The organism is Streptomyces sp. NC-S4 (assembly GCF_054353315.1).
The window spans coordinates 4,299,294-4,322,051 of the sequence record NZ_CM135937.1 but is presented as its reverse complement, the minus strand read 5'-3'; the positions used below and the strand labels follow the sequence as shown (position 1 = coordinate 4,322,051).

At 70.4% G+C, this 22,758-nt stretch carries 23 protein-coding genes, 1 tRNA gene and 2 pseudogenes; 20 read left to right on the top strand and 6 right to left on the bottom strand.

All coding sequences use genetic code 11. The annotated features are described in order from the left end of the window. Window positions 1–35: 35 nt before the first annotated feature. Entirely contained in the window at window positions 36–608 is a 573-nt protein-coding gene (locus ACXNSR_RS19270; RefSeq protein WP_458643199.1) for a hypothetical protein, read from the top strand. Window positions 609–789: 181 nt separating this feature from the next. Here ACXNSR_RS19270 and ACXNSR_RS19265 read toward each other — a convergent pair whose 3' ends face one another. From ACXNSR_RS19265 to ACXNSR_RS19255, 3 genes and pseudogenes are all read right to left on the bottom strand, one after another. Continuing rightward, entirely contained in the window at window positions 790–1,764 is a 975-nt protein-coding gene (locus tag ACXNSR_RS19265; RefSeq protein WP_458643198.1) for a DUF5926 family protein, read from the bottom strand. Between the two features lie 225 nt (window positions 1,765–1,989). After that, window positions 1,990–2,627 (bottom strand): annotated as a pseudogene (locus tag ACXNSR_RS19260) (ATP-binding protein). A gap of 59 nt (window positions 2,628–2,686) precedes the next feature. Continuing rightward, window positions 2,687–3,475, bottom strand: a complete 789-nt coding sequence (locus tag ACXNSR_RS19255) for a glycerophosphodiester phosphodiesterase (RefSeq protein WP_458643344.1) — start codon at window positions 3,473–3,475, stop codon at window positions 2,687–2,689. Between the two features lie 240 nt (window positions 3,476–3,715). Between ACXNSR_RS19255 and ACXNSR_RS19250 the strand changes: the two genes are divergently transcribed. From ACXNSR_RS19250 to ACXNSR_RS19225, 6 genes are all read left to right on the top strand, one after another. After that, entirely contained in the window at window positions 3,716–5,209 is a 1,494-nt protein-coding gene (locus ACXNSR_RS19250) for a S1C family serine protease (RefSeq protein ID WP_458643197.1), read from the top strand. Between the two features lie 100 nt (window positions 5,210–5,309). Beyond that, complete coding sequence (locus tag ACXNSR_RS19245) at window positions 5,310–6,215, top strand: LysR substrate-binding domain-containing protein (RefSeq protein WP_458643196.1); 906 nt, start codon at window positions 5,310–5,312, stop codon at window positions 6,213–6,215. Between the two features lie 79 nt (window positions 6,216–6,294). Then, window positions 6,295–6,843: a cysteine dioxygenase family protein gene (locus ACXNSR_RS19240; protein ID WP_458643195.1), complete on the top strand. Its 549-nt coding sequence runs from the start codon at window positions 6,295–6,297 to the stop codon at window positions 6,841–6,843. Next, complete coding sequence (locus ACXNSR_RS19235; protein WP_458643194.1) at window positions 6,843–7,889, top strand: YeiH family protein; 1,047 nt, start codon at window positions 6,843–6,845, stop codon at window positions 7,887–7,889. Before ACXNSR_RS19240 ends, ACXNSR_RS19235 begins: the two co-directional genes overlap by 1 nt. 224 nt (window positions 7,890–8,113) lie before the next feature. Continuing rightward, window positions 8,114–9,061: a trypsin-like serine peptidase gene (locus ACXNSR_RS19230; RefSeq protein ID WP_458643193.1), complete on the top strand. Its 948-nt coding sequence runs from the start codon at window positions 8,114–8,116 to the stop codon at window positions 9,059–9,061. Between the two features lie 52 nt (window positions 9,062–9,113). Further along, window positions 9,114–9,201, top strand: a tRNA-Ser gene (locus tag ACXNSR_RS19225). 94 nt (window positions 9,202–9,295) lie between these two features. Here the strand turns inward: ACXNSR_RS19225 and ACXNSR_RS19220 are convergent. Further along, the gene (locus ACXNSR_RS19220) at window positions 9,296–9,919 is read right to left on the bottom strand and encodes a hypothetical protein (RefSeq protein WP_458643192.1); all 624 of its coding nucleotides are present in this window, start codon (window positions 9,917–9,919) and stop codon (window positions 9,296–9,298) included. 287 nt (window positions 9,920–10,206) lie between these two features. Here ACXNSR_RS19220 and ACXNSR_RS19215 point away from each other — a divergent pair, with 287 nt between their 5' ends. The 13 genes and pseudogenes from ACXNSR_RS19215 to ACXNSR_RS19155 form a co-directional block, all read left to right on the top strand. Beyond that, on the top strand, window positions 10,207–10,494 hold the full coding sequence (locus ACXNSR_RS19215; protein WP_458643191.1) for a lactococcin 972 family bacteriocin: 288 nt from the start codon (window positions 10,207–10,209) through the stop codon (window positions 10,492–10,494). Window positions 10,495–10,608: 114 nt separating this feature from the next. Then, window positions 10,609–12,699: a bacteriocin-associated integral membrane family protein gene (locus ACXNSR_RS19210; protein WP_458643190.1), complete on the top strand. Its 2,091-nt coding sequence runs from the start codon at window positions 10,609–10,611 to the stop codon at window positions 12,697–12,699. Between the two features lie 28 nt (window positions 12,700–12,727). After that, window positions 12,728–13,396: an ABC transporter ATP-binding protein gene (locus ACXNSR_RS19205; RefSeq protein WP_458643189.1), complete on the top strand. Its 669-nt coding sequence runs from the start codon at window positions 12,728–12,730 to the stop codon at window positions 13,394–13,396. Next, entirely contained in the window at window positions 13,393–13,518 is a 126-nt protein-coding gene (locus tag ACXNSR_RS19200; protein ID WP_328789715.1) for a hypothetical protein, read from the top strand. Before ACXNSR_RS19205 ends, ACXNSR_RS19200 begins: the two co-directional genes overlap by 4 nt. A gap of 380 nt (window positions 13,519–13,898) precedes the next feature. Next, complete coding sequence (locus ACXNSR_RS19195) at window positions 13,899–14,375, top strand: DUF6344 domain-containing protein (RefSeq protein ID WP_458643188.1); 477 nt, start codon at window positions 13,899–13,901, stop codon at window positions 14,373–14,375. A 552-nt stretch (window positions 14,376–14,927) separates the two neighbouring features. Next, window positions 14,928–15,224 (top strand): hypothetical protein, encoded by a 297-nt coding sequence (locus ACXNSR_RS19190; protein ID WP_458643187.1) that lies wholly within the window; start codon window positions 14,928–14,930, stop codon window positions 15,222–15,224. A 166-nt stretch (window positions 15,225–15,390) separates the two neighbouring features. Continuing rightward, the gene (locus tag ACXNSR_RS19185; protein ID WP_458643186.1) at window positions 15,391–16,542 is read left to right on the top strand and encodes an acyl-CoA dehydrogenase family protein; all 1,152 of its coding nucleotides are present in this window, start codon (window positions 15,391–15,393) and stop codon (window positions 16,540–16,542) included. A gap of 86 nt (window positions 16,543–16,628) precedes the next feature. Then, window positions 16,629–17,522, top strand: a complete 894-nt coding sequence (locus ACXNSR_RS19180; RefSeq protein WP_458643343.1) for a bifunctional MaoC family dehydratase N-terminal/OB-fold nucleic acid binding domain-containing protein — start codon at window positions 16,629–16,631, stop codon at window positions 17,520–17,522. Then, on the top strand, window positions 17,522–18,568 hold the full coding sequence (locus ACXNSR_RS19175; protein WP_458643185.1) for an acyl-CoA dehydrogenase family protein: 1,047 nt from the start codon (window positions 17,522–17,524) through the stop codon (window positions 18,566–18,568). Before ACXNSR_RS19180 ends, ACXNSR_RS19175 begins: the two co-directional genes overlap by 1 nt. After that, window positions 18,565–18,948, top strand: a complete 384-nt coding sequence (locus ACXNSR_RS19170; protein ID WP_458643184.1) for a MaoC family dehydratase — start codon at window positions 18,565–18,567, stop codon at window positions 18,946–18,948. Before ACXNSR_RS19175 ends, ACXNSR_RS19170 begins: the two co-directional genes overlap by 4 nt. Continuing rightward, window positions 18,945–20,111, top strand: a complete 1,167-nt coding sequence (locus tag ACXNSR_RS19165; protein WP_458643183.1) for a lipid-transfer protein — start codon at window positions 18,945–18,947, stop codon at window positions 20,109–20,111. The genes ACXNSR_RS19170 and ACXNSR_RS19165 overlap by 4 nt, the downstream gene beginning before the upstream one ends. A 134-nt stretch (window positions 20,112–20,245) precedes the next feature. Beyond that, window positions 20,246–20,779 carry a SigE family RNA polymerase sigma factor gene (locus tag ACXNSR_RS19160; protein ID WP_458643182.1) on the top strand — a complete coding sequence of 178 codons (534 nt, stop codon included), beginning with the start codon at window positions 20,246–20,248 and terminating at the stop codon, window positions 20,777–20,779. A 160-nt stretch (window positions 20,780–20,939) separates the two neighbouring features. Beyond that, a pseudogene (locus tag ACXNSR_RS19155) lies at window positions 20,940–21,167 on the top strand (fatty acid--CoA ligase); the annotation flags it as partial. An 88-nt stretch (window positions 21,168–21,255) separates the two neighbouring features. Here ACXNSR_RS19155 and ACXNSR_RS19150 read toward each other — a convergent pair. Continuing rightward, entirely contained in the window at window positions 21,256–21,723 is a 468-nt protein-coding gene (locus ACXNSR_RS19150; RefSeq protein ID WP_458643181.1) for an NUDIX hydrolase, read from the bottom strand. Continuing rightward, window positions 21,710–22,471, bottom strand: a complete 762-nt coding sequence (locus ACXNSR_RS19145; RefSeq protein ID WP_458643180.1) for an XRE family transcriptional regulator — start codon at window positions 22,469–22,471, stop codon at window positions 21,710–21,712. The genes ACXNSR_RS19150 and ACXNSR_RS19145 overlap by 14 nt, the downstream gene beginning before the upstream one ends. Window positions 22,472–22,758: the final 287 nt, after the last annotated feature.

Here is a 22,758-nt window from a genome sequence, read left to right as displayed (position 1 = left end):
TCCGTGGCCCATTCCCTCCTCGCTATCTTCGGCGAATGAATCTCCGCCTGATCGGTATCGGCGCCGGTGTGTTGATCATCTTGTCGCTCCCGCTCGCCGGGGCGATCGCCGGGTCGGATTTTGCCGGTCAGGACGACGGGAAAGGCGGCGGCCTGTTCTCGGCGCTCGGGCTTTCGGGCTCCTCGCGCACAGCCCCCGCAGTGCCCGCGCGCTCGGCGCCGAAGGCCGGCCCGCAGCAGCCCGGCCCGGCCGAACAGCCCCGCACGGATTCCCGCTGCGGCCCCGAACTGTCCTCGCCGCACGGGGTGGAGGCGCAGACCTGCGTGCTGATCGGTGAAGGCCGGACATGGGGCCGGAGTTACTACCGGAACACCAGCGGTCGGGCACTGGACGCCGTGCTGACGTTGATGGGTCCGGCCGGGCGCACGGTCCAGATCCGTTGCGCGGTGGGCGCGGGCGACGAACCGGGTCTGTGCGAGACGCCGAAGGAGGCCTCGGCAGGCGATCCGGAGAGCTACTCGGCCGTAGCGGAGTTTGCAGTTCCGGATGATGAAGGGGAACTGCTCCTGAGGTCCGGGAGCAACTCACCGGTACCGGGTGACGGTTGATCGCACCCCGAAAAACAAGGGCCCGGTCGCTGGCGACGGGGGATGCACCAGCGACCGGGCTACAAGAACGGTAACAAGAGATCGCCTGTTCGCAAATTCGATCTCCGATATTCAGACACCGATTTGCAGACGATTAGCGGGAGTTGTGACTCCGGTCACCGGCTCTCCCGCGGGCGCTCGGTCAGCTGAGCGTCACCTGGCGGTTGGTGAGCCCGCCGCGGGCCCGGCGCTCCTCCGTGGTCAGCGGGGTGTCCGTGGCCAGAGCCCCGGCCAGCCGCTCGGCGAACTCCGCCGCGGGCTTCTCGACGTCGTCGGCCGTGACCCCGGTGGGCAGGTCCCAGACGGGAACCATCAGGCCGTGGGCGCGGAAGGAGCCGACGAGCTTCGTGCCCTCGCCGAGCGAGGACGTCCCGGCCGCGTGCAGCCGCGCGAGGGCGTCGAGCAACTTCTCCTCGGGGTGCGGCATGACCCAGCGCAGGTGGTTCTTGTCCGGCGTCTCGCACCAGTAGGCGGCGTCCACGCCGGTCAGCTTGACGGTGGGAATGGCGGCCGCGTTGGCGCGCTCCAGCGAGGCGGCGATCTCCGGCGAGGAGTTCTGAGCGCTCTCGGATTCCGGAATCCAGAATTCGAACCCGGTGTGCACAACCGGCTCGAAACCGCCGTCGGTGTCCAGGAGATCCTGAAGTCGGGGACCCTCGGCGGGAACCCGGCGGGCGGCGACCGGCGTACCGGGCTCCGCCACGAGGGCACGCTCCAGGGTGTCGGCCATGTCCCGGCCGAGGTCCCCGGAGGACGATTCGTTCTGCAGGCCGAGCAGGACGGACCCGTCCTCACGCCGCAGCGCCGGCCACGCCATGGGCAGTACGGTCACCAGCGTGACGGAGGGGACGCCCTCGGGCAGGCCGCCCTTGAGGGACAGCGGGACGGTGGCGGCGGGCACCAGTTCGCGCAGCGCGACCCAGTCGCACTCGCCCGGCAGTCCTTCGAAGGGGCGCCGCACGTGCTCGGTGACGGCGTGCGCGGCGGCTGCGCCGTGGCAGGCCTTGTAGCGGCGGCCGGATCCGCAGGGACAGGGCTCGCGGGCGCCCACGACGGGGATCTCACCGTTGTTGAGCTGCGGCTTTGCAGTCTTGGCTGCGGGGCGCTTCTTGGCCATCGTGCGTGTCTCCCGGTTGCGGCGGTACGGCGTCGTGTCTGGGCGCGAGCCTAGCCGTTCGTACCGCCGGAACCGGTTGGGTGCGGCCGGGAGCACGGTCGGCGTGCGCTCCCGGACGGCCGCCTGTGCGGATGACCGGTACTGCTGTGTGTCGTGCTGCCTTGCTCTCGTGTCGGTCGTGTCGGTCGTGTCGGTCAAGCGGTCGCGCGTCCGGGGATCCCCGGTTCAGGGATCGAGGTCGCCGAACGCCGTACTGAAGTCGATCGCCGGGGGCGCAACGCGCGTAGCGAAATCATCGTGCCGGGGCCCACAGGCAACGATCACCCACACGGTGACCTCACCCGCCGCTCCGTCCCGGACACCCCAGTCCTGGGCCAGGGCGCTGATGATGTTCAGCCCCCGGCCGCCCCGTGCGGTGACCGAGGGCGTGGCGGGAACCGGGCGGGTGGGCCCGCCTCCGTCCGTGACCTCGACCGTCAGTCGTCCCGCTCTGTCGACGCGCCATGCCGCGCGTATCTCCCCGTCCCCGACTTCCCGAGAGCTGAGCGGCCTGCCGTGTCGACAGGCGTTGCTGAGCAGTTCGGAAAGAATCAGTACGGCATCGTCCACGACCGATTCGGGCACCCCGCTGATGCGCAGTTGCTCGCGCATCCGGTGTCGCGCCTCGCCCACGCCCGCAGGACCATGGCGTACGTCCATGCACGACGACGTGGGCACTTCTTGTGCCACCACCAACGCCACCCCCGCAACCTCCTTAGCCCCACGCATGGTCTGGATGCCCCAATGGCCTGGACCGGAAACCGTCGAAGCGGCCCGAAGCGGGCCCCTCTGACGCATTCATACCGACCGAATGCGGAGCGGATGCGCCGGAGCACACCCTGTAACGAACGGGTTGGGGGTGGCGGGTGTGCAAAAAGGGACTTCAGCGCCCGAGTTGGGACAGAACTTGGCGTGGTCTGTTCGTGATGATTGCTTCCACGCCCAGATCAGCGCAGAGCTGAACGTCTTCGGGTTCGTTCACTGTCCATACGTGCACGGAGTGGCCCGCACCCTGGAGCTTGTGGATGAAGGCGGGATGGTTGCGCACGATCCGCATTCCGGGTCCGGCGATCGTCACGCCGGCGGGCAGTCGCCCGTCCCGCATCCGGGGCGAGATGAACTGCATCAGGTACACGGTCGGGATCGTCGGCGCGGCCGCCCGGATCCGGTGCAGGGAGCGCGCGGAGAAGCTCATGATGCGCACCGGGTGCGGTCCCTCGGCGGGCGGGGCGTCCAGGCCGAAGCGCCCCAGGAGGGCGAGGAGGCGCTCCTCCACCTGTCCGGCCCAGCGGGTCGGATGCTTCGTCTCGATGGCGAGCTGCACCGGCCGCCCGGCGTCGGAGACCAGCTCCAGCAGGCGCTCCAGGGTGAGGACGGAGGTGCGCTCGGGGTCCGCATCCCAGTCGGGGGACTCCTCACGGTCCTTCCAGGAGCCGAAGTCGAGGGCGGCGAGATCGGCCAGCTCCAGGGCGGAGACCGCGCCGCGGCCGTTCGAAGTGCGGTTCACGCGGCGGTCGTGGACCAGGACCAGATGGCCGTCCGCGGTCAGCCGGACATCGCACTCGAGGCCGTCGGCGCCGTCCTCGATGGCCTTGCGGTAGGCGGCCAGGGTGTGCTCGGGGGCATCCTCCGAGGCGCCGCGGTGAGCGACGACCTGGATGGTGCGCGGCATTGCGTGGGTCACCGGGTCATGGTGCCACCGAGAGGTGCCCGGGTGTCGGGGTCAGCCCCGAGAGTGCATCCGAAATGTCGGATATAAAGAATGGGGAGAGATGCACAGGTCCGGCTTACAGTGCTCTGACGGGTCATGGGAAAGGCTTTGCCCAGGAACTTGTGCGGCACGTCGAACGTTCAGTCGGACCGACATCGCCAGAGAATTGTCCGAAGCCGTGTGTGACGAGGAGAGAGCGCTGTGAGCACCGAGAACGAGGGCACCGCGGCCCCGAAACCTCCCGCGGCCCCGTCCGTACCCCCTGCTCCGGCCTCCGAGACGCAGGATGCGGCCCCCGCGCCCGCCGTCGGCGAGCCGGTGACCCAGCCGCTGCCGCCGACCCCGGCGCCCGGCACCGAGCCCACCCAGCAGATTCCGCCCGCGCAGGCGCCTCCGGCCTACGGTCAGGCTCCCGCACAGGCGCCCGAGGCCTATGGCCAGGGCCCCGCCCCGGCCGCGCACGGAGCCGAGGGCTGGCCGCCCCCGCCGCCCACGGTGCCGGCGTACGGAGCGGGCGGCCACGGCGGCGGCGTCTGGGGCGCCCCGCTGACCGCCGACGGGGCTCCCGCGCCCAAGCCGAAGGGCAGGGGCGGCCTGATCGCGGCCGTGCTCGTGGCGGCCCTCCTCGCGGGCGGCATCGGCGGCAGCGTCGGCTACTGGGCCGCCGAGCGCAGCAACAACGGCACCGGCTCCACCACGATCAGCGCCGCGAACACCCCCAAGGACATCAAGCGCGAGGCCGGCTCCATCGCCGGTCTGGCCGCGGGCGCCCTGCCCAGCGTGGTCACCATCGAGGCCTCGGCCGGCGACGGCGAGGGCGGCACCGGCACCGGGTTCGTCTATGACCAGCAGGGCCACATCCTCACCAACAACCACGTCGTGGCCTCCGCCGCGAACGGCGGCAAGCTCTTCGCGACGTTCTCCGACGGCAAGCGGTACGACGCCGAGGTCGTGGGCCGTGCCCAGGGCTACGACGTCGCCGTCCTCAAGCTGAAGACCCCGCCGGCCGGCCTCAAGCCGCTGCCCCTCGGCGACTCCGACAAGGTCGCGGTCGGCGACTCGACCATCGCGATCGGCGCCCCGTTCGGCCTGTCCAACACGGTCACCACCGGCATCGTGAGCGCCAAGAACCGCCCGGTCGCCTCCGGAGACGGCAGCGGCAGCAAGAACTCCTACATGAGCGCCCTCCAGACGGACGCCTCGATCAACCCGGGCAACTCGGGCGGTCCGCTGCTCGACGGCCGCGGCGCGGTCATCGGCATCAACTCCGCGATCCAGTCTGCGGGCAACGGCGGCTTCGGCGGCGGCCAGGCCGGTTCCATCGGCCTCGGCTTCGCCATCCCGATCAACCAGGCGAAGAACGTCGCGGAATCGCTGATCAAGACGGGCAAGCCGGTCTACCCGGTGATCTCGGTCTCGGTCGACCTCCAGGCCAAGTCCGAGGGCGCCAAGATCTCCGAGCAGGGCGCGGCCGCCAGCGAACTCGTCGACCCGAACGGCCCGGCCGGTAAGGCGGGCCTCAAGCCCGGGGACGTCATCACCGAGTTCGGTGGCAAGCCGGTCGACAGCGGCCCGACCCTGATCAGCATGATCTGGACGTACAAGCCCGGCGACACCGTGAAGCTGACCTACCTGCGCGGCGGCAAGCCGACCACGGTCGACATCACGCTCGGCTCGCGGATCGGCGACAAGTAGCAGCACCCGAGCACCACCGGCCGCGGCGGCGGCCAGATGTCGAGGGGCCGTAGGCGGGATTTCGCCTACGGCCCCTCCAATGTCCGCTTATGCTTCGCTGGTGTTCGATTCTCGGCACATACGGACCTTTCACACGGTGGTGGCCTCCGGGTCGTACTCCGCCGCCGCCCGCGAGCTCGGATACACCCAGCCCGCCATCACCCAGCAGATGAAGGCGCTCGAACGCGCCGTCGGCACCCCGCTGTTCACCCGCGTGGGCCGCAAGATGCAGCTGACCGAGGCCGGGGAGTCCCTGTCCAGGCACGCCGGGACCATCCTCGGCAACCTGTCCGCCGCCGAGGCCCAGCTGCGGGCGTACGCCCGGCTGCGCACCGGCCGGGTCAGGCTGTGCGGCTTCCCCAGCGCCAATGCCACCCTCGTCCCCGAGGCCCTCAGCGGCCTGGCCAAGGACCATCCGGGCATACAGGTGGAACTGCTGGAAGGCGAGCCCCCGGAGTCGCTGCGCCGACTGGAGCGCGGGGAGTGCGACATCACCCTGGCCTTCACCTATCCCGGCCTGCACGAGGAGATCCCGGAGGAGGTCGCCGAGGTCAGGCTGCTGGAGGACCAGCTGACGGTGCTGCTCCCGACCGGGCACCAGCTGGCCCGCCGACGTGCCGTGCACCTGGCCGACCTCGCCGAGGAACGGTGGATCGCAGGCTGCCCGCGCTGCCGGGCGAACCTGTTGCACGAGTGCGCGGAGCTGGGCTTCGTGCCCGACATCCGCTTCGCCACCGACGACAACCTGGTCGTGCAGAGCATGGTCGGACAGGGACTGGGCGTGGCCATGATGCCCGCGCTCGTGCTGCCCTCCCTCTCGCTGAGCCGGGTCTGCGGGCGGGCCCTCCAGCCCGCCGCGCGCCGGCACATCGCCGCGTACGTCTACCGCGACCATCTGCGGATCCCGGCGACGGCCGTGGTGCTCGACGCGCTGAAGCAGGCGGCGGCGAACCGCGTCGGCTGCTGAGCAATCCATAAGCGGTACTTGGGATTTCAGGTCATAACTGTCGTTGGACGTGATGGAAGGTCGGCAGCACGCTGCCGATATGACCACCACCACGCCGGCCCGTACCACCACGAGGATGGCCGCCCTCGTCAGTGAGATCCGCACCGTCGTGGAGCGGGGGCTGGCTCCCGACCTCACCGCCTACCTGGTGGGCGAACGGCTCGCCCCGCACCTGGGCGCCCCCGACCTGCTGACCGAGGCGCAGCGGGAAGGCGACCCGGAGCGGTACCGGCAGCACATCCTGCACGCCGAGTCCGACGGCAGCTTCTCCGTGGTGGCGCTGGTGTGGCTGCCCGGCCAGGAGACCTGCATCCACGACCACGTGTCCTGGTGCGTGGCCGGGGTGCACCAGGGCGAGGAGAGCGAACGCCGTTTCCGGCTCGCGCCGGGTACCGGTCCCGCCCGGCTGGTGGCCACCGAGGACGTGGTCAACGCCCAGGGTGACGTCTGCGGGTTCGCCCCGCCCGGCGACATCCACAAGGTGCGCAACTCCTGTACGGACAAGGCGATATCGGTGCACGTGTACGGCGCCGACGTCTCCCGGCTGGGCACCAGCATCCGTCGCGTCTACTCGCTCCCCGTCGACTGATGGCCCTCCTCCACCGCCCGCAGAGCACGGCGGCTCGGGATGTTTCACGTGAAACACCCACTCCATGGCCCGGGTTGGCGATGGCCGCGGGCGGCGCCCTGACCGCCTGGTGCATTCACCGCCTCGTGCCCGCCGTGCCGATGCTGACCGCTGCGGTGGTGCTGGGCATCGCGGTGGCGCACCTGCCCGTCCTGCGGACGTTCGTACGCGCGGCCGCACGGCCGGGACTCTCCCTGGCCGGCCGCCGGCTCATGCGGATGGGCATCGTCCTGCTGGGCCTCGGCCTGGGGCTGGACCAGGTGCTCCGGCTGGGCTGGGCCACGGTGGCCATGGTGGTGGGCGTGGTCGCGGCCACCTTCCTCGGCACCCTCTGGCTGGGCCGCCGGCTGGGCCTGCCGGGCGATCAGCCGCTGCTGATCGCCACCGGGTACTCGATCTGCGGTGCCTCTGCGATCGGCGCGGTGAGCGAGGTGTCCGGCAGCGAAGAGGAGGACGTGGCCGCCTCGGTGGCCCTGGTCACCCTCTGCGGGACGCTGGCCATAGGGATACTGCCGCTCCTCCAGGGGCCGTTGGGGCTCTCCGACCCCGCTTTCGGGAGGTGGGTCGGCGCCGGGGTCCACGACGTCGGCCAGGTCGTGGCCACCGCGCAGACCGCGGGCCCCGCCGCCCTGGGCGAGGCGGTACTGGTCAAGCTGATGCGCGTGGCGCTGCTCGCCCCGCTGGTGGCGGCCGTCGCCTTCTCGGTACGGGCCCGGCGCCGTGGGGTGCGCACCGCCTCGGGCCGCAGGCCGGCGCCGGTGCCGCTGTTCGTCCTCGGGTTCCTGGCCGCGGCCGCGCTGCGCGCCACCGGGGTACTGCCCGACGTAGCGCTGGAGTGGGCACACACGGCCCAGGAGGCCCTGCTGGCGGCGGCTCTGTTCGGCCTGGGAAGCGCGGTGCACCTGCCGACGCTGGCCAGGACCGGCGGGCGGGCCGCGGCGCTGGGGCTCGGGGCGTGGGTGGTCGTGGCAGGGGTTTCGTACGCGGGCGTGATGCTCACCGTATGACGGTGCAACGACGGGGAGTTGGCCATTTCCTGGCCGGAACCGACCGACCGTTCCGACTGCCCGCTGACATTGCGACGCACCCGTGTCACTCTGCCCGGTAATCCGCACGACGCACGACGTACGACGCACCACGAACCGCGCACAGCCGATCCGCACCGACCGCTCTTCACCCCCACCCTGCCCGGTTTTGCCACCCGGCCCGGGCACGGCAGAAGGAGTCATGCGTGAATCGTCATCGCACGGCCTTGTCCGTCCTGCTCGCGGCCGGCGCCCTGGTAGCGGGCGCCCTGACGGCGGCCCCTGCCTCGATCGCCGCGGACGCCCCCGCGTCCTTCCGGCAACAGCACACCGACGGTTTCTGGACCGCCGAGCGGATGCGCGCCGCCGCCCCGCTGGACGTGACGGCGGTCCCCGGCGCGGCCCGCACCCCGGTCGCCACGTCGGCGACCCCCACCACCATCGCCCCGACGGCGGCGGCGTCCCCCACGGCGTTCCCGCAGGCGGGCGGTGCCTGGACGGGCGGCGGCGCCGTGGTGAAGACCTCGGGGCGGGTCTTCTTCACGATGGGCGACCGGACCGCGTCCTGCTCCGGCGACTCGGTCACCAGCGCCAACGGCAGCACGGTCATCACGGCCGGCCACTGCGTGAAGTACCAGGGGGCCTGGCACACGAACTGGGTCTTCGTCCCCGCCTACAACAACGGCTCCGCCCCCTACGGCCAGTGGTCGGCCACCAAGACCTTCGCCACCGACCAGTGGGCCGCGAGCGAGGACATGAACATGGACGTCGGCCTCGCCGTCGTCGCACCGCTGAACGGCCAGACCCTCAGCCAGGCCGTCGGGGCCCAGAGCATCGCCTTCAACGGCGGATACAACAAGAAGATGTACTCCTTCGGCTTCCCCGCGGCGGCCCCGTACGACGGCACCAAGCTGGTCTACTGCAGCGGCAACAGCAGCAAGGACTTCCTGCTGACCAAGGACCACGGCCTGGGCTGCAACATGACCGGCGGCTCCAGCGGCGGCCCCTGGTTCCAGGACTTCAACGAGGCCACGGGCCTGGGCACCCAGGTCTCGGTGAACAGCTTCGGATACAACTTCCTGCCGAACCGGATGTACGGCCCGTACTTCGGCAACGAGGCGAAGGCGGCCTACGACAAGGCCCAGACGTCCTGACCCCTCGAGCCGCTCCCGCCACCCCCACCTGGCCGGTACTCTGTACCGGCCAGGTGGGTTGCCCGAGCGGCCTAAGGGAACGGTCTTGAAAACCGTCGTGGCGCGAGTCACCGTGGGTTCAAATCCCACACCCACCGCCAAGCGGGCCGAGGCCCGGTTCAGTAGGGGCGCCACCGATCCGGTGGTGCCCCTACTGGCATGCGAGGCCCGCCATCGAGCTCGGATCCGGCGCATTCACCCCTCGAACCAGACGACCAGGCGCACACCCTCGTCGCCGTGCAGGCCCGCCAGGGTCCTCATGACCGACCACACGGCACCCCAGTCGCGGTCGGGCACGGCGTGCTTCCGTCGGAGGCGTCCGACGCGGAAGAGGCGATCGCCGTCTGGCCACTCGGTGCCCTCGGGGTAGGTGCGGCCCGCCCGGTGGAGGGCGTGGGGATCGGTGGGGCCGGCGAGCTCGGCAAAGCGGTCGAGGCTGGTGTTCCGTCCGTGCAGCACCCAGGTCCCGTCCGGCCCGAGGCGGTACTCATGGACGCATTCATCCACCTCGTCGGCGACCTCATCCCAGTCCGTGGCGACCAGCTCCGCCCAGGTGATCCAGGACGCACTGGTCGAGTCCGGGCTCCAGGACTCGAAACCGGCGAGGGCCTCCGGCGACACGTCGGCGGGTAGGCCGCGCCAGTCGGCGAGCGGTCGGAAGGACGTGGTGTCGCGCACGCCGAACAGGGCCCCGAAGGCGACGTAGGAGCGCCCGTTGTAGAGGTGACCGAGGTCGATCGCCCCGTCCCAGCTGCGGTCGTCTTCGTCCAGCCAGCGATCCCAGCGGCACTCGATGAACCCGTGTATGTCTGTCCCCATGCCCGGCATTGTTCTCCGTCGGGGCAGAGGTGTGCGACGGGCTTTCCGGCCCGTGCCCGACGGCACTGGCACGTGTCACTTCGGCGCGGTCGCGACCGGACGCAGGGGTGTGCGGTCGAGGTTGCCCCGACCCCGTCGGACGTGATGATCATCACGCCGCCGTGGAGCCCAGGCGTACCAACGGCTTTGAGCCATATGGCCGGTTGACATCCATCGAACCGGTGCGGCAATCTCCGCAGTGATCATTTTCTGATGATCATCAATGCGTGAAAAGAAGGATGTTTGCAGTGCAGATCAAGCGCAGCATGAAGCTCGCGGTCGCCACCGGCGCCCTCGTCATCGCCGGTGCCGCTCCGGCCCTCGCGACCACCGCCTACGTCGGTGGCGGCGAGTGGAGCTACGGCGCGGGCACGGCCACCGTGTGGTCGGACTACTACCACGGCTCCAAGTGCCACGGCTCGACCTCCGTCGGTGCGTACATCGACAGCGACGAGGCCGCCAAGGGCTCCTGGTCCATCACCTCGGCCAAGGTGAAGCTGAGCGGCAACAAGTCGTACTACAACACCTCTTGCTGATCTGAGGCCGGGTCCGACGACCCGGCCTTGCAGCGATGAGCCGTCCGCGCCGTACGGCCGGACGGCTCGCCCCCCACGAATCGCGCTCCAGAAGTGCCCCTAGCTAGGCAATAGATGCTGCATCGAGGTATCAAGTTCGCCCACGCCGTCGTACTGGCGTTCTCCGCGACCCTCTCTTTCCTCTTCCTCCGGAGCCTCGATGAGGACTGGGCCCTCGGACACTCCGCCGTCGTCTGGGTGACGGACTCCGACGGCGCGGCCAGCGGCTCGCAGGTCGCCGGCGTGATCGCCGAATTCGCCGCGAAGAACCACGCGACGATCGCGCGCGAGGTCCCCGACCTCAAGGACCCCTCCAACCGCCGCCATCTCTACCTCGCACCGGGCGGCCCGCACTCCGACTGGTTGCGGGACGGCTATCCCGCGTTCAGCCGCGGCTACCACACCGAGGTGCACCCCGTCGCGGAGCTGGGGCAGCGCGACCCGCGCGGCTTCTACTACGTCTTCGGCCCCGACGCGGCCGCCGCCTCGCTGACCCGGACCCTCGACGGCCTCGGCCTCGTCGCCTCCGTCAACCAGCCCTTCTCCCTGGCACAGCTGACCACCGTCTACGCCGACAGCGCGCTCTACCGCTCGTTCTTCGTGGTCGCGCTCGCCGTCGTGACGATGACCGGCGCGAGCGTCCTGCTCAACGCCAAGGCCTACGGGGTGCAGCGGCTCCAGGGGAAGTCGTTCGGGCAGATCCTGCTGCGCGACATGCGGCAGCTCGGGGCCTTCTGGGCCGTCGCCTGCGCCGCGGTGTCCGCCGCGACCCTGCTGCTCCTCGGCCTCTACAACGGGCTGGCCTGGATCGGCCGGTTCGCCGCGATCGCCCTCGGGTGCACTGCCGCCCTCAGCCTCATCGCCCTCGTCACCCACTGCGCGATGCTCTGGCTGACGTTCCAGACCGACGTCCTGCGCGCCCTCAAGGGCGAGCTGCCCGCGCGCGCCGCGTCGGTGAGCGCCTACCTCGTACGGATACCCGCGCTCCTGCTCGCCCTCAGCATCGCGACGGCCGTCGTGCTGGGCGCCCAGGACGTCCTGGCCCGCCAGGAGAGCCGAGAGGCGTACGCGAAGATCGGCGACGCCACGTCGATCCGTTTCAACGGCAGCCTCGCGAGCGACACCGCCCTGCGCAGCCTGGACGAGAACGTGGGTCCCTGGCTGCGCCAGGCCGACCGGGACGGCCAGATCGTCGTCGCCGGGCACCGGGACCTCCGGCTGTCGGCGGGCATACCGGGCCTGACCAAGGGCGACCTGCTCGTCGTCAACGAGTCCTTCCTCGCCGAGCAGCCCGTCCTCGACCCGGCGGGGCGAAGGATCGAACCCACCGCCGCGGCACCCGACCAGATCAGGCTCCTGGTCCCCGAGGGCCTCGCACAGCACACCGGCCGCCTGAAGGAGCTCACTCCGACATGGCTGAGCCCGAGCGACCCCGGCAAGATCGCTCCCACCCAGGTGAAGACCCTGCCGTCGAAGGACGGACAGCGCGTCTTCACCTACAACCCGCGAGGCAAGTCGCACGCCGCGGACAACCCCGGAGCGGACGATTCCCTGGTGACGGACCCCGTCATCATCGTGTTCCCCAACGGAGCGCCCTTCCTGAGCGACAAGGGCTACACCAGCTACGCCTCACAGCGGAGCATCGTCTTCCACGACCCGGACGACGTCACGGCCGGCGTCGAGAAGCGCCACCTCGAGTCGTACGTGACCGCCATGACTCCCGTGGGACAGGACGCCGCGCTGGAACTGCGCAAGGTGGTCGGGGACTTCCGGCTCCAGGTGTTCAACCTGGCCGTGGCCGTGGCCGTCCTGCTCATCACCGGAGTGGGCGTCTGCATCGTCCACTCGCGCAAGAACGCGCAGGCGATCTTCGCCCGCCACATCAGCGGCTGGACCTTCACGGCCACCCACCGTCCCGTCCTGCTGGTCGAAGGCGTCCTCGCCGTGCTGCTCGCCGGATGGGTGCCCTTCCAGGTGTGGCAGCAGAACCAGGACATCGCCCGGTACGAAACCCTCGGGATCCCCGCGCCCCGCCCGACCGCCGAATTCACCGGGCTCGACCTCGGTGTCACCGGTGTGCTCGTCGCCGTAGAGGTCGCGGCCGTGCTCGTGGCCCTCGTCGTATTCCACCGCCGGATCGTCAAGGAAGGGGCGACCGAGTCGTGATCCCCCACCTTTCTGCAGGAGCTTCCACGTGATCGAGATCGAGAGCCTGTCCAAGTCCTTCGGCCCGCGAACCCTCTGGTCCGGTCTCTCCTTCACCGTGGAGCGCCGCCAGATGCTGGCGCTCACGGGCCCGAGCGGCTCCGGCAAGTCGACGCTGCTCAACTGCCTCGGCCTGCTCGACGCACCGAGCTCCGGGGCGATCCGGCACGAGGGCCGCGACATCACCGGCTTCGGCCCGCGCGCCACGCGGCACTACCGGCGTGACGTGCTCGGGTACCTCTTCCAGAACTACGCGCTGATCGAGAACGCGAGCGTCGCGGCCAACCTGGAGGTCGCCATGAAGCCGCGCAGAGCGAGGAAGGGCGCTCCGACCGTCGCCGAGGCCCTGGCGCGGGTCGGGCTGGCCGGACGCGAGAAGGAGCAGGTCCACCGGCTCAGCGGTGGCGAGCAGCAGCGGGTCGCGCTGGCCCGCCTCATCGTCAAGCAGCCCGCCCTCGTCCTGGCCGACGAACCGACGGGCGCCCTCGACCACGACAACACTTCTATGGTCGTCGAGATCCTCCGCACGATGTGCGAGGAGGGCTGCGCTGTCGTCATCGCCACCCACGACGACGCCGTCCGCGACCGCTGCGACGTGGTCCTGACCGTCGGCGACGCCACACACCCCGTACCCGTGAAAGAAAGGCAGCTCTCATGAACGCCCGCCTCGTCCGTCGTGCCGTGATCGGCGCCGTGCTCCTTGCCGGCATCGCGGTGCTGGCCGTCTACGGCACGCACGCCGGCACCATCCTCGGCCGGATCGGGCTCCGGATCTTCTGACGCTCCGCCCTTCTCCGTTCTCCCTTCTTCCTTCGCCCTTCTCCGCAGCAGGCCCGGGTCTCCGACCCGGGCCTGCTGCCGTCTCGCGTGCGTGCCTCCCGGTCCGTGATCCGCCGGGGCCGGGCAGGCGAGGAGATTCCCGGCTTGCCGGTCGGTCGGCCCCGTGCTGAAGCGAATGCGCAGGTCAGAGCAGGTTCAGGCGTAGGTTTTGCGGCGGTTTCGAGGACGGCGACCGGGGGTCTGCCGCACGTCCTTGCGCCGTCCGAGTGGTGTTTGTCGGAAGATCGGCGCGGGTCACGGGGACGGTGCGGTTGCGGCCACATCATGACGAATGTATTCAGATCCGCCCGTCCGAACATCGTGAATCGAGGCACCTCGTCATGACTCACCGCAGCATCCTCACGTCGATCTGGACCGTCGTCCTCACCGCCCTGATGGCCGTCCTCTCCGGCTTCGGCATCACGGGGAAGCCGGCTCCGGCCGTTGCCTCCGCCCCCGTCCCCGCCGCCCCTGCCGGCACCGCTGCCACCGCCGTACGCCGGCCGGCCGTCGCGGCCCGGCGGACCTGGCGGGCGATGATGCGGGGCGGTTCGCTGCCGCCGACCATCAAGCAGCGGATCCACGCCGAGGCGCACGGCAAGACCCCTTCCGTACGACGTTCCACCACCGCCGCGGCCATGGGTGCCGGTGCCGGAACCGCCTCCCCGGCGTCGACCTCGGCCGCAGCGCCCGCCGCAGCACGCACCGCGGAACGTACGTCGGTACCTGCCGCCGCCGTCGCGGCGTCCGCCCCCGAGTCCGCGGTACCCGCAGTCGCCGCCGGCGACGCCCGGGGCGCGCTCGCGCTCGCCGCGTAGTCCCCGCAGTCCCCGCAGTCCCTGTAGTTCCCGTAGTCCCGTACGTGCAGTGGCAAGAGGACCACCAGGAACAAGAGCAGCAGCAGGCCCGGTAACAGGCGCTGGAGCCCGGTCGGTCGTGACCGTGGATCGCGCCGCGCGGGTGCCCGTGGGCTGGGCACGGATGGATCACCCCGGCTTGCGCCGGGGCGCACAGGGGGCGTGAAGCTTGGCATTGCAGGGCCGCAGGCCCGGGAGACGGTGGGGTTCCCGGACGACGCGGCCCTTTTCGGCATGTCCGGGACGCGGCGGTCTGGCGGAACGCTTCATCCCTTGTGAGGCGTGGGATTCAGCTGCTTCCAGGGGGCTGACCTGGGGCTTCGAGGGCGCGAATGAGGTTTATCCGATGTTGGTCATACTTGCGGGGGAATCGGTCGCTCCGGGATGGTTCGCCGGGGATTCGGTGGGCAACTCTGGTCTCGCGACGTCGTCACCACACGGAACGAACGACCGAGGCGGTCGGCCAACTGCCTTGGAGCAAGTCCTACTTCGGTTCTCTGGAGGAATGAAGACATGGCAAGCATCCGTACCGCCCGCGTCATCGCGGCCGTCGCCGCGCTCCCCCTCGCCGTCGCTCTCTTCGGTGGGGTGGCGTCGGCGGACAACGACGGGTCGAATGCGAGCTTGGCCGGCGTCATCGGCAGCGGCGTGGGCGGCGACAACAACGGCAACTCGTCGACGTCGCAGCAGGTGGCCACCGGTGCCGGCGCATCCAACCAGAACAACACCGCTCAGGTGAACGGCTCGGCCCTCACCGCGATCGACCAGTCCAATACGAACGTCGCGGTCCACTTCGTCCCCTGGTGGTAGTCGCGGCCTGAGCCGCTCCGATTCCTGAGGGCGCCCGTGCGACCGGACCGGCTGGGGTCCGGTAGCGCGGGCGCCCTCGCGCATGTCCCTCCCGGCCTTGACATCACAGGCAAATCTGACGGACAGTCAGTTTCCCTCGATGATGTGATGCCGGGAGGCCAGCGCCGTGCACCTCGCCCCGACCGAAGGCCAGTTGCGGCTCCGCGCCGAACTGCGCGCGTACTTCAAGGACCTGCTGCCGGACGGCCTCCCCGATGATCCGGCCTGCCAGCGGGCACTCCTGCGCCGCATAGGCACCGACGGGCTCCTCGGCCTCGGCTGGCCCGTCGAGTACGGCGGCCGGGGACGGGGCGCCGACGAGCAGTTCGTCTTCTTCGACGAGGCCTACCGGGCCGGTGCCCCCGTCTCCATGGTCACGCTCAACACCGTCGGCCCGACCCTGATGAAGTACGGGACCGAGGAGCAGAAGGCCTATTTCCTCCCCCGGATCCTCGCGGGTGACCTCGTCTTCGCCATCGGCTACTCCGAACCCGAGGCCGGTACCGACCTCGCCGCCCTGCGCACGCGCGCGGTCCGCGACGGATCCGACTGGCTGATCGACGGGCAGAAGGTCTTCACCTCCAATGCCCAGCACGCGGACTGGATCTGGCTCGCCTGCCGCACGGACCCCGAGGCCCCCAAGCACAAGGGCATCTCGATCATCCTGGTGCCCACCGACACCCCGGGTTTCTCCTGGACCCCGATCGAAACCGTCGGCGGGCTCACCACCACGGCCACGTACTACGACCGCGTCCGCGTGCCCGCCGGCCATCTCGTCGGCCCCGAGAACGGCGGCTGGGGTCTGATCACCAACCAGCTCAACCACGAGCGCGTCGCCCTGGCCGCCATCGGCATGCAGGCCGAGGACTTCTACACGTACGCGCTCGACCACGCCCGCACACCCGACCCGGACACCGGCGACCGGCCCGCCGACCTCCCCTGGGTGCAGTCCCGGCTCGCCGAGGCGCACGCACGCCTGGCCGCCGTACGCCTCCTCAACTGGCGGCTCGTCCAGGACGTGGGCAGCGGCTCCCTGGCCCCCGGCGACGCCAGCGGAGTGAAGTTCCTCGGCACCGAGTCCACCGTCGAGGTGTACCGGATGTGCCAGGAGGTGGTGGGCGAGGAGGCCCTGATACGCGGGCCTGCGGCCTTCGCGGGCGGCGAGCTCGAACGGATGAACCGGGCCGCCCAGATCAACACGTTCGGCGGCGGGGTCAGCGAGGTCCAGCGGGAGATCGTCGCCATGATGCGGCTCGGCATGAAGGGGAGGAAGCGATGACGGCGGGCGCGGACGCGGACACGCAGGTGGACGACGTGGACGGCACGGTCGCGGCCGCGGCAACGGCGGCGGCCCGGTTCCACGCGATGCTGGCGGCCTTCGAGGGACAGCCGGCCGCCACCGCGGGCCGGGGCAAGGACGCGGTCAACGAGCCGATGATCCGACACTGGTGCGAGGCGATGGGCGATGCCAACCCCGCCTACACAGGCCCGGACGCCATCGCGCCGCCCACCATGCTCCAGGCCTGGACCATGGGCGGCCTCTCCGGCCACGCGGACCGCTCCTCCGCCTACGACGAGCTCCTCACGCTCCTCGACGGCGCCGGCTGCACCTCCGTGGTCGCCACCGACTGCGAGCAGGAGTACCACCACCCCCTGCGCCCCGGCGCCACGATCACCTTCGACGCCGTCATCGAGACAGTGTCGCCCCGCAAGACGACCAAACTGGGCACCGGCCACTTCGTGACCACCCGCATGGACGTCCGGGCGGACGGGGAGCTCGCCGGCACCCACCGCTTCCGCATCCTCAAGTACGCGCCCGCCGCCGGGCCGGTGGAGCGGCCCCCGGCACAGCGTCCCCCGTCGCAGCGTCCCCGCCCGGTGGTCAACCGCGACAACCAGGGATTCTGGGACGGGGTGCGCGACCACAAGCTGCTGATCCAGCGCTGCACCTCCTGCGCCACCCTCCGCTTCCCGTGGTTCCCCGGCTGCAACGCCTGCGCGAGCCCCGACTGGGACACGGTCGAGGCCTCCGGCGCCGGGACGGTCTTCAGCTACGTCGTCATGCACCATCCGCCCTTCCCGGCCTTCGACCCGCCCTACGCGGTCGCACTCGTCGAGCTCGCCGAAGGAGTCCGGATGATCAGCAACATCACCGGGGTGCCCTACGACAAGGTGCGCATCGGCCTCCCCGTGCGGCTGGAGTTCCTGCGCGTCGACGACGGCCTCGAACTCCCCGTCTTCCGCGGGAGCGAGGGCTGATGGACTTCCACCCCACCGAGGAGCAGGCCGCCGCGGCCTCTCTCGCCGCCCGGATCCTCTCCGACCTCGCCACCCACGAACGCCTCGCCGAAGCAGGCACCGGCAGTGACGCCGAGCTGTGGAAGGCCCTCACCACGGCCGGACTGACCAGCGCCGTCGAGGAGATCGGCCTGCTCGGGCTGGTCCTGCTGCTGGAGGAACAGGGCCGCACCACCGCACAGGTCCCGTACGCCGCCACCTGCGTGTACGGGATCCTCCCCGTGGCCGCGCACGGCAGCCCCGAGCAGCGCGACCGCCTGCTGCCCGCCCTCGGCACGGGCGAGGCGGTGGCCACCGGAGCGTTCCCGGCGCGCGGCCGGATCACCGCCGAGGGCGGCCGGCTCACCGGGACCGCCCCCGCCGTGCCATGGCTGCGCGACGCCACGCACGTACTGGTCCCGGACGCGGACCGGGCACTGTGGCTCGTACGGACCGATGCGCCCGGTGTGCGGACCTCACCGGTGGAGACCACCGCCCCGTGGTCGGCCGGCCGGCTGACGCTGACGGCGGCGGAGGGGGAACGCCTGGGCTCCGACGGCGCGTACGAGGCCACGCTCGCCGCTGCCCGCACCGCCTTCGCCGGGCTCCAGGCGGGCGTCTGCGCGGGCTCTCTCGCCCGCGCGGTGGAATACACCTCCGCCCGGGAGCAGTTCGGCAGGCCGCTCTCCACCAACCAGGGGGTCATGCTGCGCGCGGCCGACGCGTACATGGACACCGAGGCGATCCGGGTCACCACGTACGAGGCGGCCTGGCGCATCGACCAGGGCCTTCCGGCTCACGAACACGCGCTGACGGCAGCCTGGTGGGCCTCGGAGGCGGGCAAGCGGGTCGTGCACACGGGCCAGCACCTGCACGGCGGCATGGGCGCCGACCTGGACCACCCCGTCCACCGGCACTTCCTGTGGGGACGCCAGCTGGACGCCTACCTGGGCTGCGGCAGCGAACTGCTGGCCGAGCTCGGAGCTGCGATAGCCGAGGGAGAACGAGCCGAGGAGGAACCGGCATGAACGTCGGCGACACGCTGCCGCCACTGGAGATCCCGGTCACTCGCACCCTGATCATCGCGGGCGCCATCGCCTCCCGCGACTACCAGGACGTGCACCACGACGCTGCGCTCGCGCGGGAGAAGGGCTCCCCGGACATCTTCATGAACATCCTGACCACCAACGGCCTGGTCGGCCGCTACATCACCGACCACCTCGGGCCGCGCGCCGTCCTGCGCAAGGTCGCCATCCGCCTGGGCGCCCCCAACTATCCGGGGGACACCATGACCCTCACCGGCACCGTCACCGCCGTGCACGGCGACACCGTCGAGATCCGGGTCGTCGGTGCCAACGGTATCGGCCATCACGTCACGGGCACGGTCACCGCGGAGGTCCCGGCATGAGCGTCCGCACCCGCGACGAGCTCGGCGGCCGCGCCGCCATCGCCGGCATCGGAGCGACCGAGTTCTCCAAGGACTCCGGCCGCAGCGAGCTCAAACTCGCCGTCGAGGCGGTGCACGCCGCCCTCGACGACGCCGGACTCGCCCCCGCCGATGTCGACGGCATGGTCACCTTCACCATGGACACCAGCCCCGAGATCACCGTCGCCCAGGCGGCGGGCATCGGGGACCTGTCCTTCTTCTCCCGTATCCACTACGGCGGCGGCGCGGCCTGCGCCACCGTCCAGCAGGCAGCCCTCGCCGTCGCCACCGGGGTCGCGGAGGTCGTCGTCTGCTACCGCGCCTTCAACGAACGCTCCGGACGCCGCTTCGGGTCCGGGGTCCAGCAACGGGAGCCCTCGGCGGAGGGCGCGGCGCTCGGCTGGTCGCTGCCCTGGGGGCTGCTGACCCCCGCGTCCTGGGTGGCCATGGCCGCCCAGCGCTACCTGCACACCTACAACCTCACCCCCGAGGCGTTCGGGCACGTCGCGGTCACCGACCGCCGGCACGCCGCGAACAACCCCGCTGCCTACTTCCACGGCAAGCCCATCACCCTCGCCGACCACGCCGCCTCCCGCTGGATCGTGGAGCCGCTGCGGCTCCTGGACTGCTGCCAGGAGACGGACGGCGGCCAGGCCGTCGTCGTCACGACGACCGAGCGCGCCCGGGACCTGAGGCAGGCGCCCGCCGTGATCACCGCGGCCGCGCAGGGCGCCGGGCGCCGCCAGGAGGGCATGACCTCCTTCTACCGTGACGACCTCACCGGGCTGCCGGAGATGGACGTGGTCGCCCGCCAGCTGTGGCGGACCAGCGGGCTGCGGCCCTCGGACATCGACGTCGGCATCCTCTACGACCACTTCACCCCCTTCGTGCTGATGCAGCTGGAGGAATTCGGCTTCTGCGCGCCGGGCGAGGCAGCGGATTTCGTGGCGGCGGACGCGCTGCCGCTCAACACCCACGGCGGCCAGCTCGGAGAGGCGTACCTGCACGGGATGAACGGCATCGCCGAGGCCGTCCGCCAGCTGCGCGGCACCTCCGTCAACCAGGTCGCGGGGGCTGCGCACGCTCTCGTCACGGCCGGTACCGGGGTACCGACCTCCGGTCTCATCCTCGGCACCGACGGCTGAGACCCGGGACCCGTGGCCCCCGCCCCCTCCACCTTCAGGGGGTGGGGGAGGCCTCGTTCCTACAACCTGAGGTGGATCCACCTTCGGCACCTGCGGCCGATCCCACGGCGGGCGGGCGCTCCTAGCGTGGAGACATGACCACGCCTGTGTGCACGCTCGCCTCGAATCCGACGCCGTACCCGTCGTTCTCGGCGTACGTCCGGACCCGCGGCACGGTCCTGATGCGCACCGCGCGCTCCCTCACCGCCAACCCGTGCGATGCGGAGGACCTGCTCCAGACAGCCCTCGCGAAGACGTACGTGGCCTGGGACCGGATCGAGGACCACCGTGCCCTGGACGGCTACGTCCGTCGGACCCTCGTCAACACCCGTACCTCCCAGTGGCGCAAGCGCAAGGTCGACGAGTTCGCATGCGACGAGCTTCCGGAGACCGAGACGGTTCCGGCCGGCGACCCCGCCGAGGCGCAGGCGCTGCGCGACGCGATGTGGCGTGCGGTGACCCGGCTGCCCGACCGGCAGCGGGCCATGGTCGTCCTGCGGTACTACGAGGACCTGAGCGAGGTGCAGACGGCGGAACTGCTCGGGGTCTCGGTCGGCACGGTCAAGAGCGCCGTCTCCCGCGCACTGGGCAAGCTCCGCGAGGACCCGGAGCTCATGCCGGTCCGGTGACGGATGGTGTTTCACGTGAAACACGACGACGCCCGGGGATGTTTCACGTGAAACACGCCCTGGTTTCTACTCCTGGGTAGTGACAGACCGACCGGTACGTGCGCAGAATCGGCAGCATCCGTAGCCGCCGCAGCGCCGCAGCGCTCACCGGGAGGACGCTTTGCTCAGCACCATGCAGGACGTACCGCTCCTCGTCACCCGCATACTCCGACACGGGATGACGATCCACGGGAAGTCCCAGGTCACGACCTGGACCGGGGAGGCTGAGCCGCACCGCCGCAGCTTCGCCGAGATCGGCAGCCGCGCCACCCGTCTCGCCGGCGCCCTGCGTGACGAGCTCGGAGTGCAGCAGGACGAGCGGGTCGCCACCCTCATGTGCAACACCAGTTCCAAAACACTCGCGGTGTGACCTGCGGAAATACAGCGCCCCCGGACTGCGGACCGGGGGCGCTGCTATCTTGCCAGGCGTCTCCTGATCAACGGACCACTGGTCCTTGCCCCGCCCGCCAGTCGCTTATCCGCTTCCGGATGCTGGGGACCATGGGCAGATCGTCGGTAGCAGCCGGCGCGAACCACGCCACCTCGACGGACTCGTCCGAGGTTCGGAGCGTGCCGCCGATCGGACGGGCCAGAAGGCAGATCGAGAACTCCTGACGTACCTCTCCATCGTCGTAGGCGAACACGTGGCCGGGGTTGGTGTACGTCCCCACAACGCCTGTGATCTCTACGACGATGCCGGTTTCCTCCAGCGTCTCGCGAACCGCGCACTCCCCGATGGACTCGCCCAGATCCATCTTTCCGCCGGGCAGTGCCCACATGCCGTTGTCGGCACGCCGCTGCAACAGCACCCGGCCATCACTGGCCACGACAACGGCCGATGCTGCCGGTACCAGGCTGTTCGCCGCAGGGGCGTTCGGGTCGTCTTCGTAGTCACGCCTGGGCATTCTCAGCAGCCTCCCGGATGTCTCGTCCGCGTCCCCACAGCTCTTCGACGTGCGCAGCGAAACGGTCGAACATGCCGTCCGCCATGCACCTCCGTAGGTGCATCATCGGGGAGTCGTGGCCAACCCTGCGGGCGAGGTGCGGTGTGACGATCATGTCGTCATCGAAACGGAACACGGACAAGCTGACGTGCCCTGTCTCGAAGCGGCCTTCGATGGCCGGGACGTCCTGGAGCTTTTCCAACTCACCCAGGGTTACGGCGATCCGAGTTGAGAGGGTGAGGGCGACGCCCTCTTCTTCCTCCCGGGCCGCTGTAATGGGGCTGTCCGGATCGCCAATCAGGAAGCGGACTCGGCACCCCGTCTGCGCCTTTCGCCGCAACGCGCCGGCCAAATTGGCCTGTTCCAGCCACAGAAAGTAGTTGGTGTACCCGGCGAACGTCAGCTCGTTCTGAGCCTTCGTGATCAGGGAACGCCACAGGCTTGCCGGTGCCGCCGAGCGGTACGGGTAGACCTGGACGATTTCACGGTTCGGGCCTGTGGTGTGAACCGAACGGATCGCATTTGGCCACAAGGCTTGTTCCTCCTCACGTAATGCCTCACAGGCTGCCCAACGGTGCCGTGCGTGAGGGATGCGGGTCGGCTGTGCTATCCAGCGCCCCACCGTTTTGGCGTCAACGCCACAATGCTGCGCGAGCTGAGCTTCGGTCATGTTCGCATCGGCCATGGCCCGACGCAGAGCGTGATTCACGGTTCGCCTCCCAGGGACGTATGGCCCTTGGACGAACCGTAGCCAGGGAACGTCCCAAACGTCCTGCAAACGGGGTAGGAACGCGCCGCCCACCGTCGCAGGATCGTTCCGTGTCAACACGGACAGTCATTTAGCCGCGGGCTACCCGGAGGGCGGGATGAACATGGCGAAGCAGCTCCCGAAGCGCGTTCGGCGCGTGAGTGATCTGGACGCCGCCATAGCCCGGAGGGACTTTCACCGGCTCGGCCTCGATGACTCCCCGATGCCCGAATGGGTGCCGCCCGACG

What these genes read in the sequence shown, in the direction of transcription:
- ACXNSR_RS19190 (WP_458643187.1), top strand. Translation starts at nt 14,928, where the DNA reads ATGGCAAGCATCCGTACCGCCCGCGTCATCGCGGCCGTCGCCGCGCTC.
- ACXNSR_RS19170 (WP_458643184.1), top strand. Translation starts at nt 18,565, where the DNA reads ATGAACGTCGGCGACACGCTGCCGCCACTGGAGATCCCGGTCACTCGC.
- ACXNSR_RS19150 (WP_458643181.1), bottom strand. Translation starts at nt 21,723, where the DNA reads ATGCCCAGGCGTGACTACGAAGACGACCCGAACGCCCCTGCGGCGAAC.
- ACXNSR_RS19235 (WP_458643194.1), top strand. Translation starts at nt 6,843, where the DNA reads ATGGCCCTCCTCCACCGCCCGCAGAGCACGGCGGCTCGGGATGTTTCA.
- ACXNSR_RS19175 (WP_458643185.1), top strand. Translation starts at nt 17,522, where the DNA reads ATGGACTTCCACCCCACCGAGGAGCAGGCCGCCGCGGCCTCTCTCGCC.
- ACXNSR_RS19200 (WP_328789715.1), top strand. Translation starts at nt 13,393, where the DNA reads ATGAACGCCCGCCTCGTCCGTCGTGCCGTGATCGGCGCCGTGCTCCTT.
- ACXNSR_RS19270 (WP_458643199.1), top strand. Translation starts at nt 36, where the DNA reads ATGAATCTCCGCCTGATCGGTATCGGCGCCGGTGTGTTGATCATCTTG.
- ACXNSR_RS19195 (WP_458643188.1), top strand. Translation starts at nt 13,899, where the DNA reads ATGACTCACCGCAGCATCCTCACGTCGATCTGGACCGTCGTCCTCACC.
- ACXNSR_RS19165 (WP_458643183.1), top strand. Translation starts at nt 18,945, where the DNA reads ATGAGCGTCCGCACCCGCGACGAGCTCGGCGGCCGCGCCGCCATCGCC.
- ACXNSR_RS19180 (WP_458643343.1), top strand. Translation starts at nt 16,629, where the DNA reads ATGCTGGCGGCCTTCGAGGGACAGCCGGCCGCCACCGCGGGCCGGGGC.
- ACXNSR_RS19210 (WP_458643190.1), top strand. Translation starts at nt 10,609, where the DNA reads ATGCTGCATCGAGGTATCAAGTTCGCCCACGCCGTCGTACTGGCGTTC.
- ACXNSR_RS19255 (WP_458643344.1), bottom strand. Translation starts at nt 3,475, where the DNA reads ATGCCGCGCACCATCCAGGTCGTCGCTCACCGCGGCGCCTCGGAGGAT.
- ACXNSR_RS19240 (WP_458643195.1), top strand. Translation starts at nt 6,295, where the DNA reads ATGACCACCACCACGCCGGCCCGTACCACCACGAGGATGGCCGCCCTC.
- ACXNSR_RS19160 (WP_458643182.1), top strand. Translation starts at nt 20,246, where the DNA reads ATGACCACGCCTGTGTGCACGCTCGCCTCGAATCCGACGCCGTACCCG.
- ACXNSR_RS19265 (WP_458643198.1), bottom strand. Translation starts at nt 1,764, where the DNA reads ATGGCCAAGAAGCGCCCCGCAGCCAAGACTGCAAAGCCGCAGCTCAAC.
- ACXNSR_RS19220 (WP_458643192.1), bottom strand. Translation starts at nt 9,919, where the DNA reads ATGGGGACAGACATACACGGGTTCATCGAGTGCCGCTGGGATCGCTGG.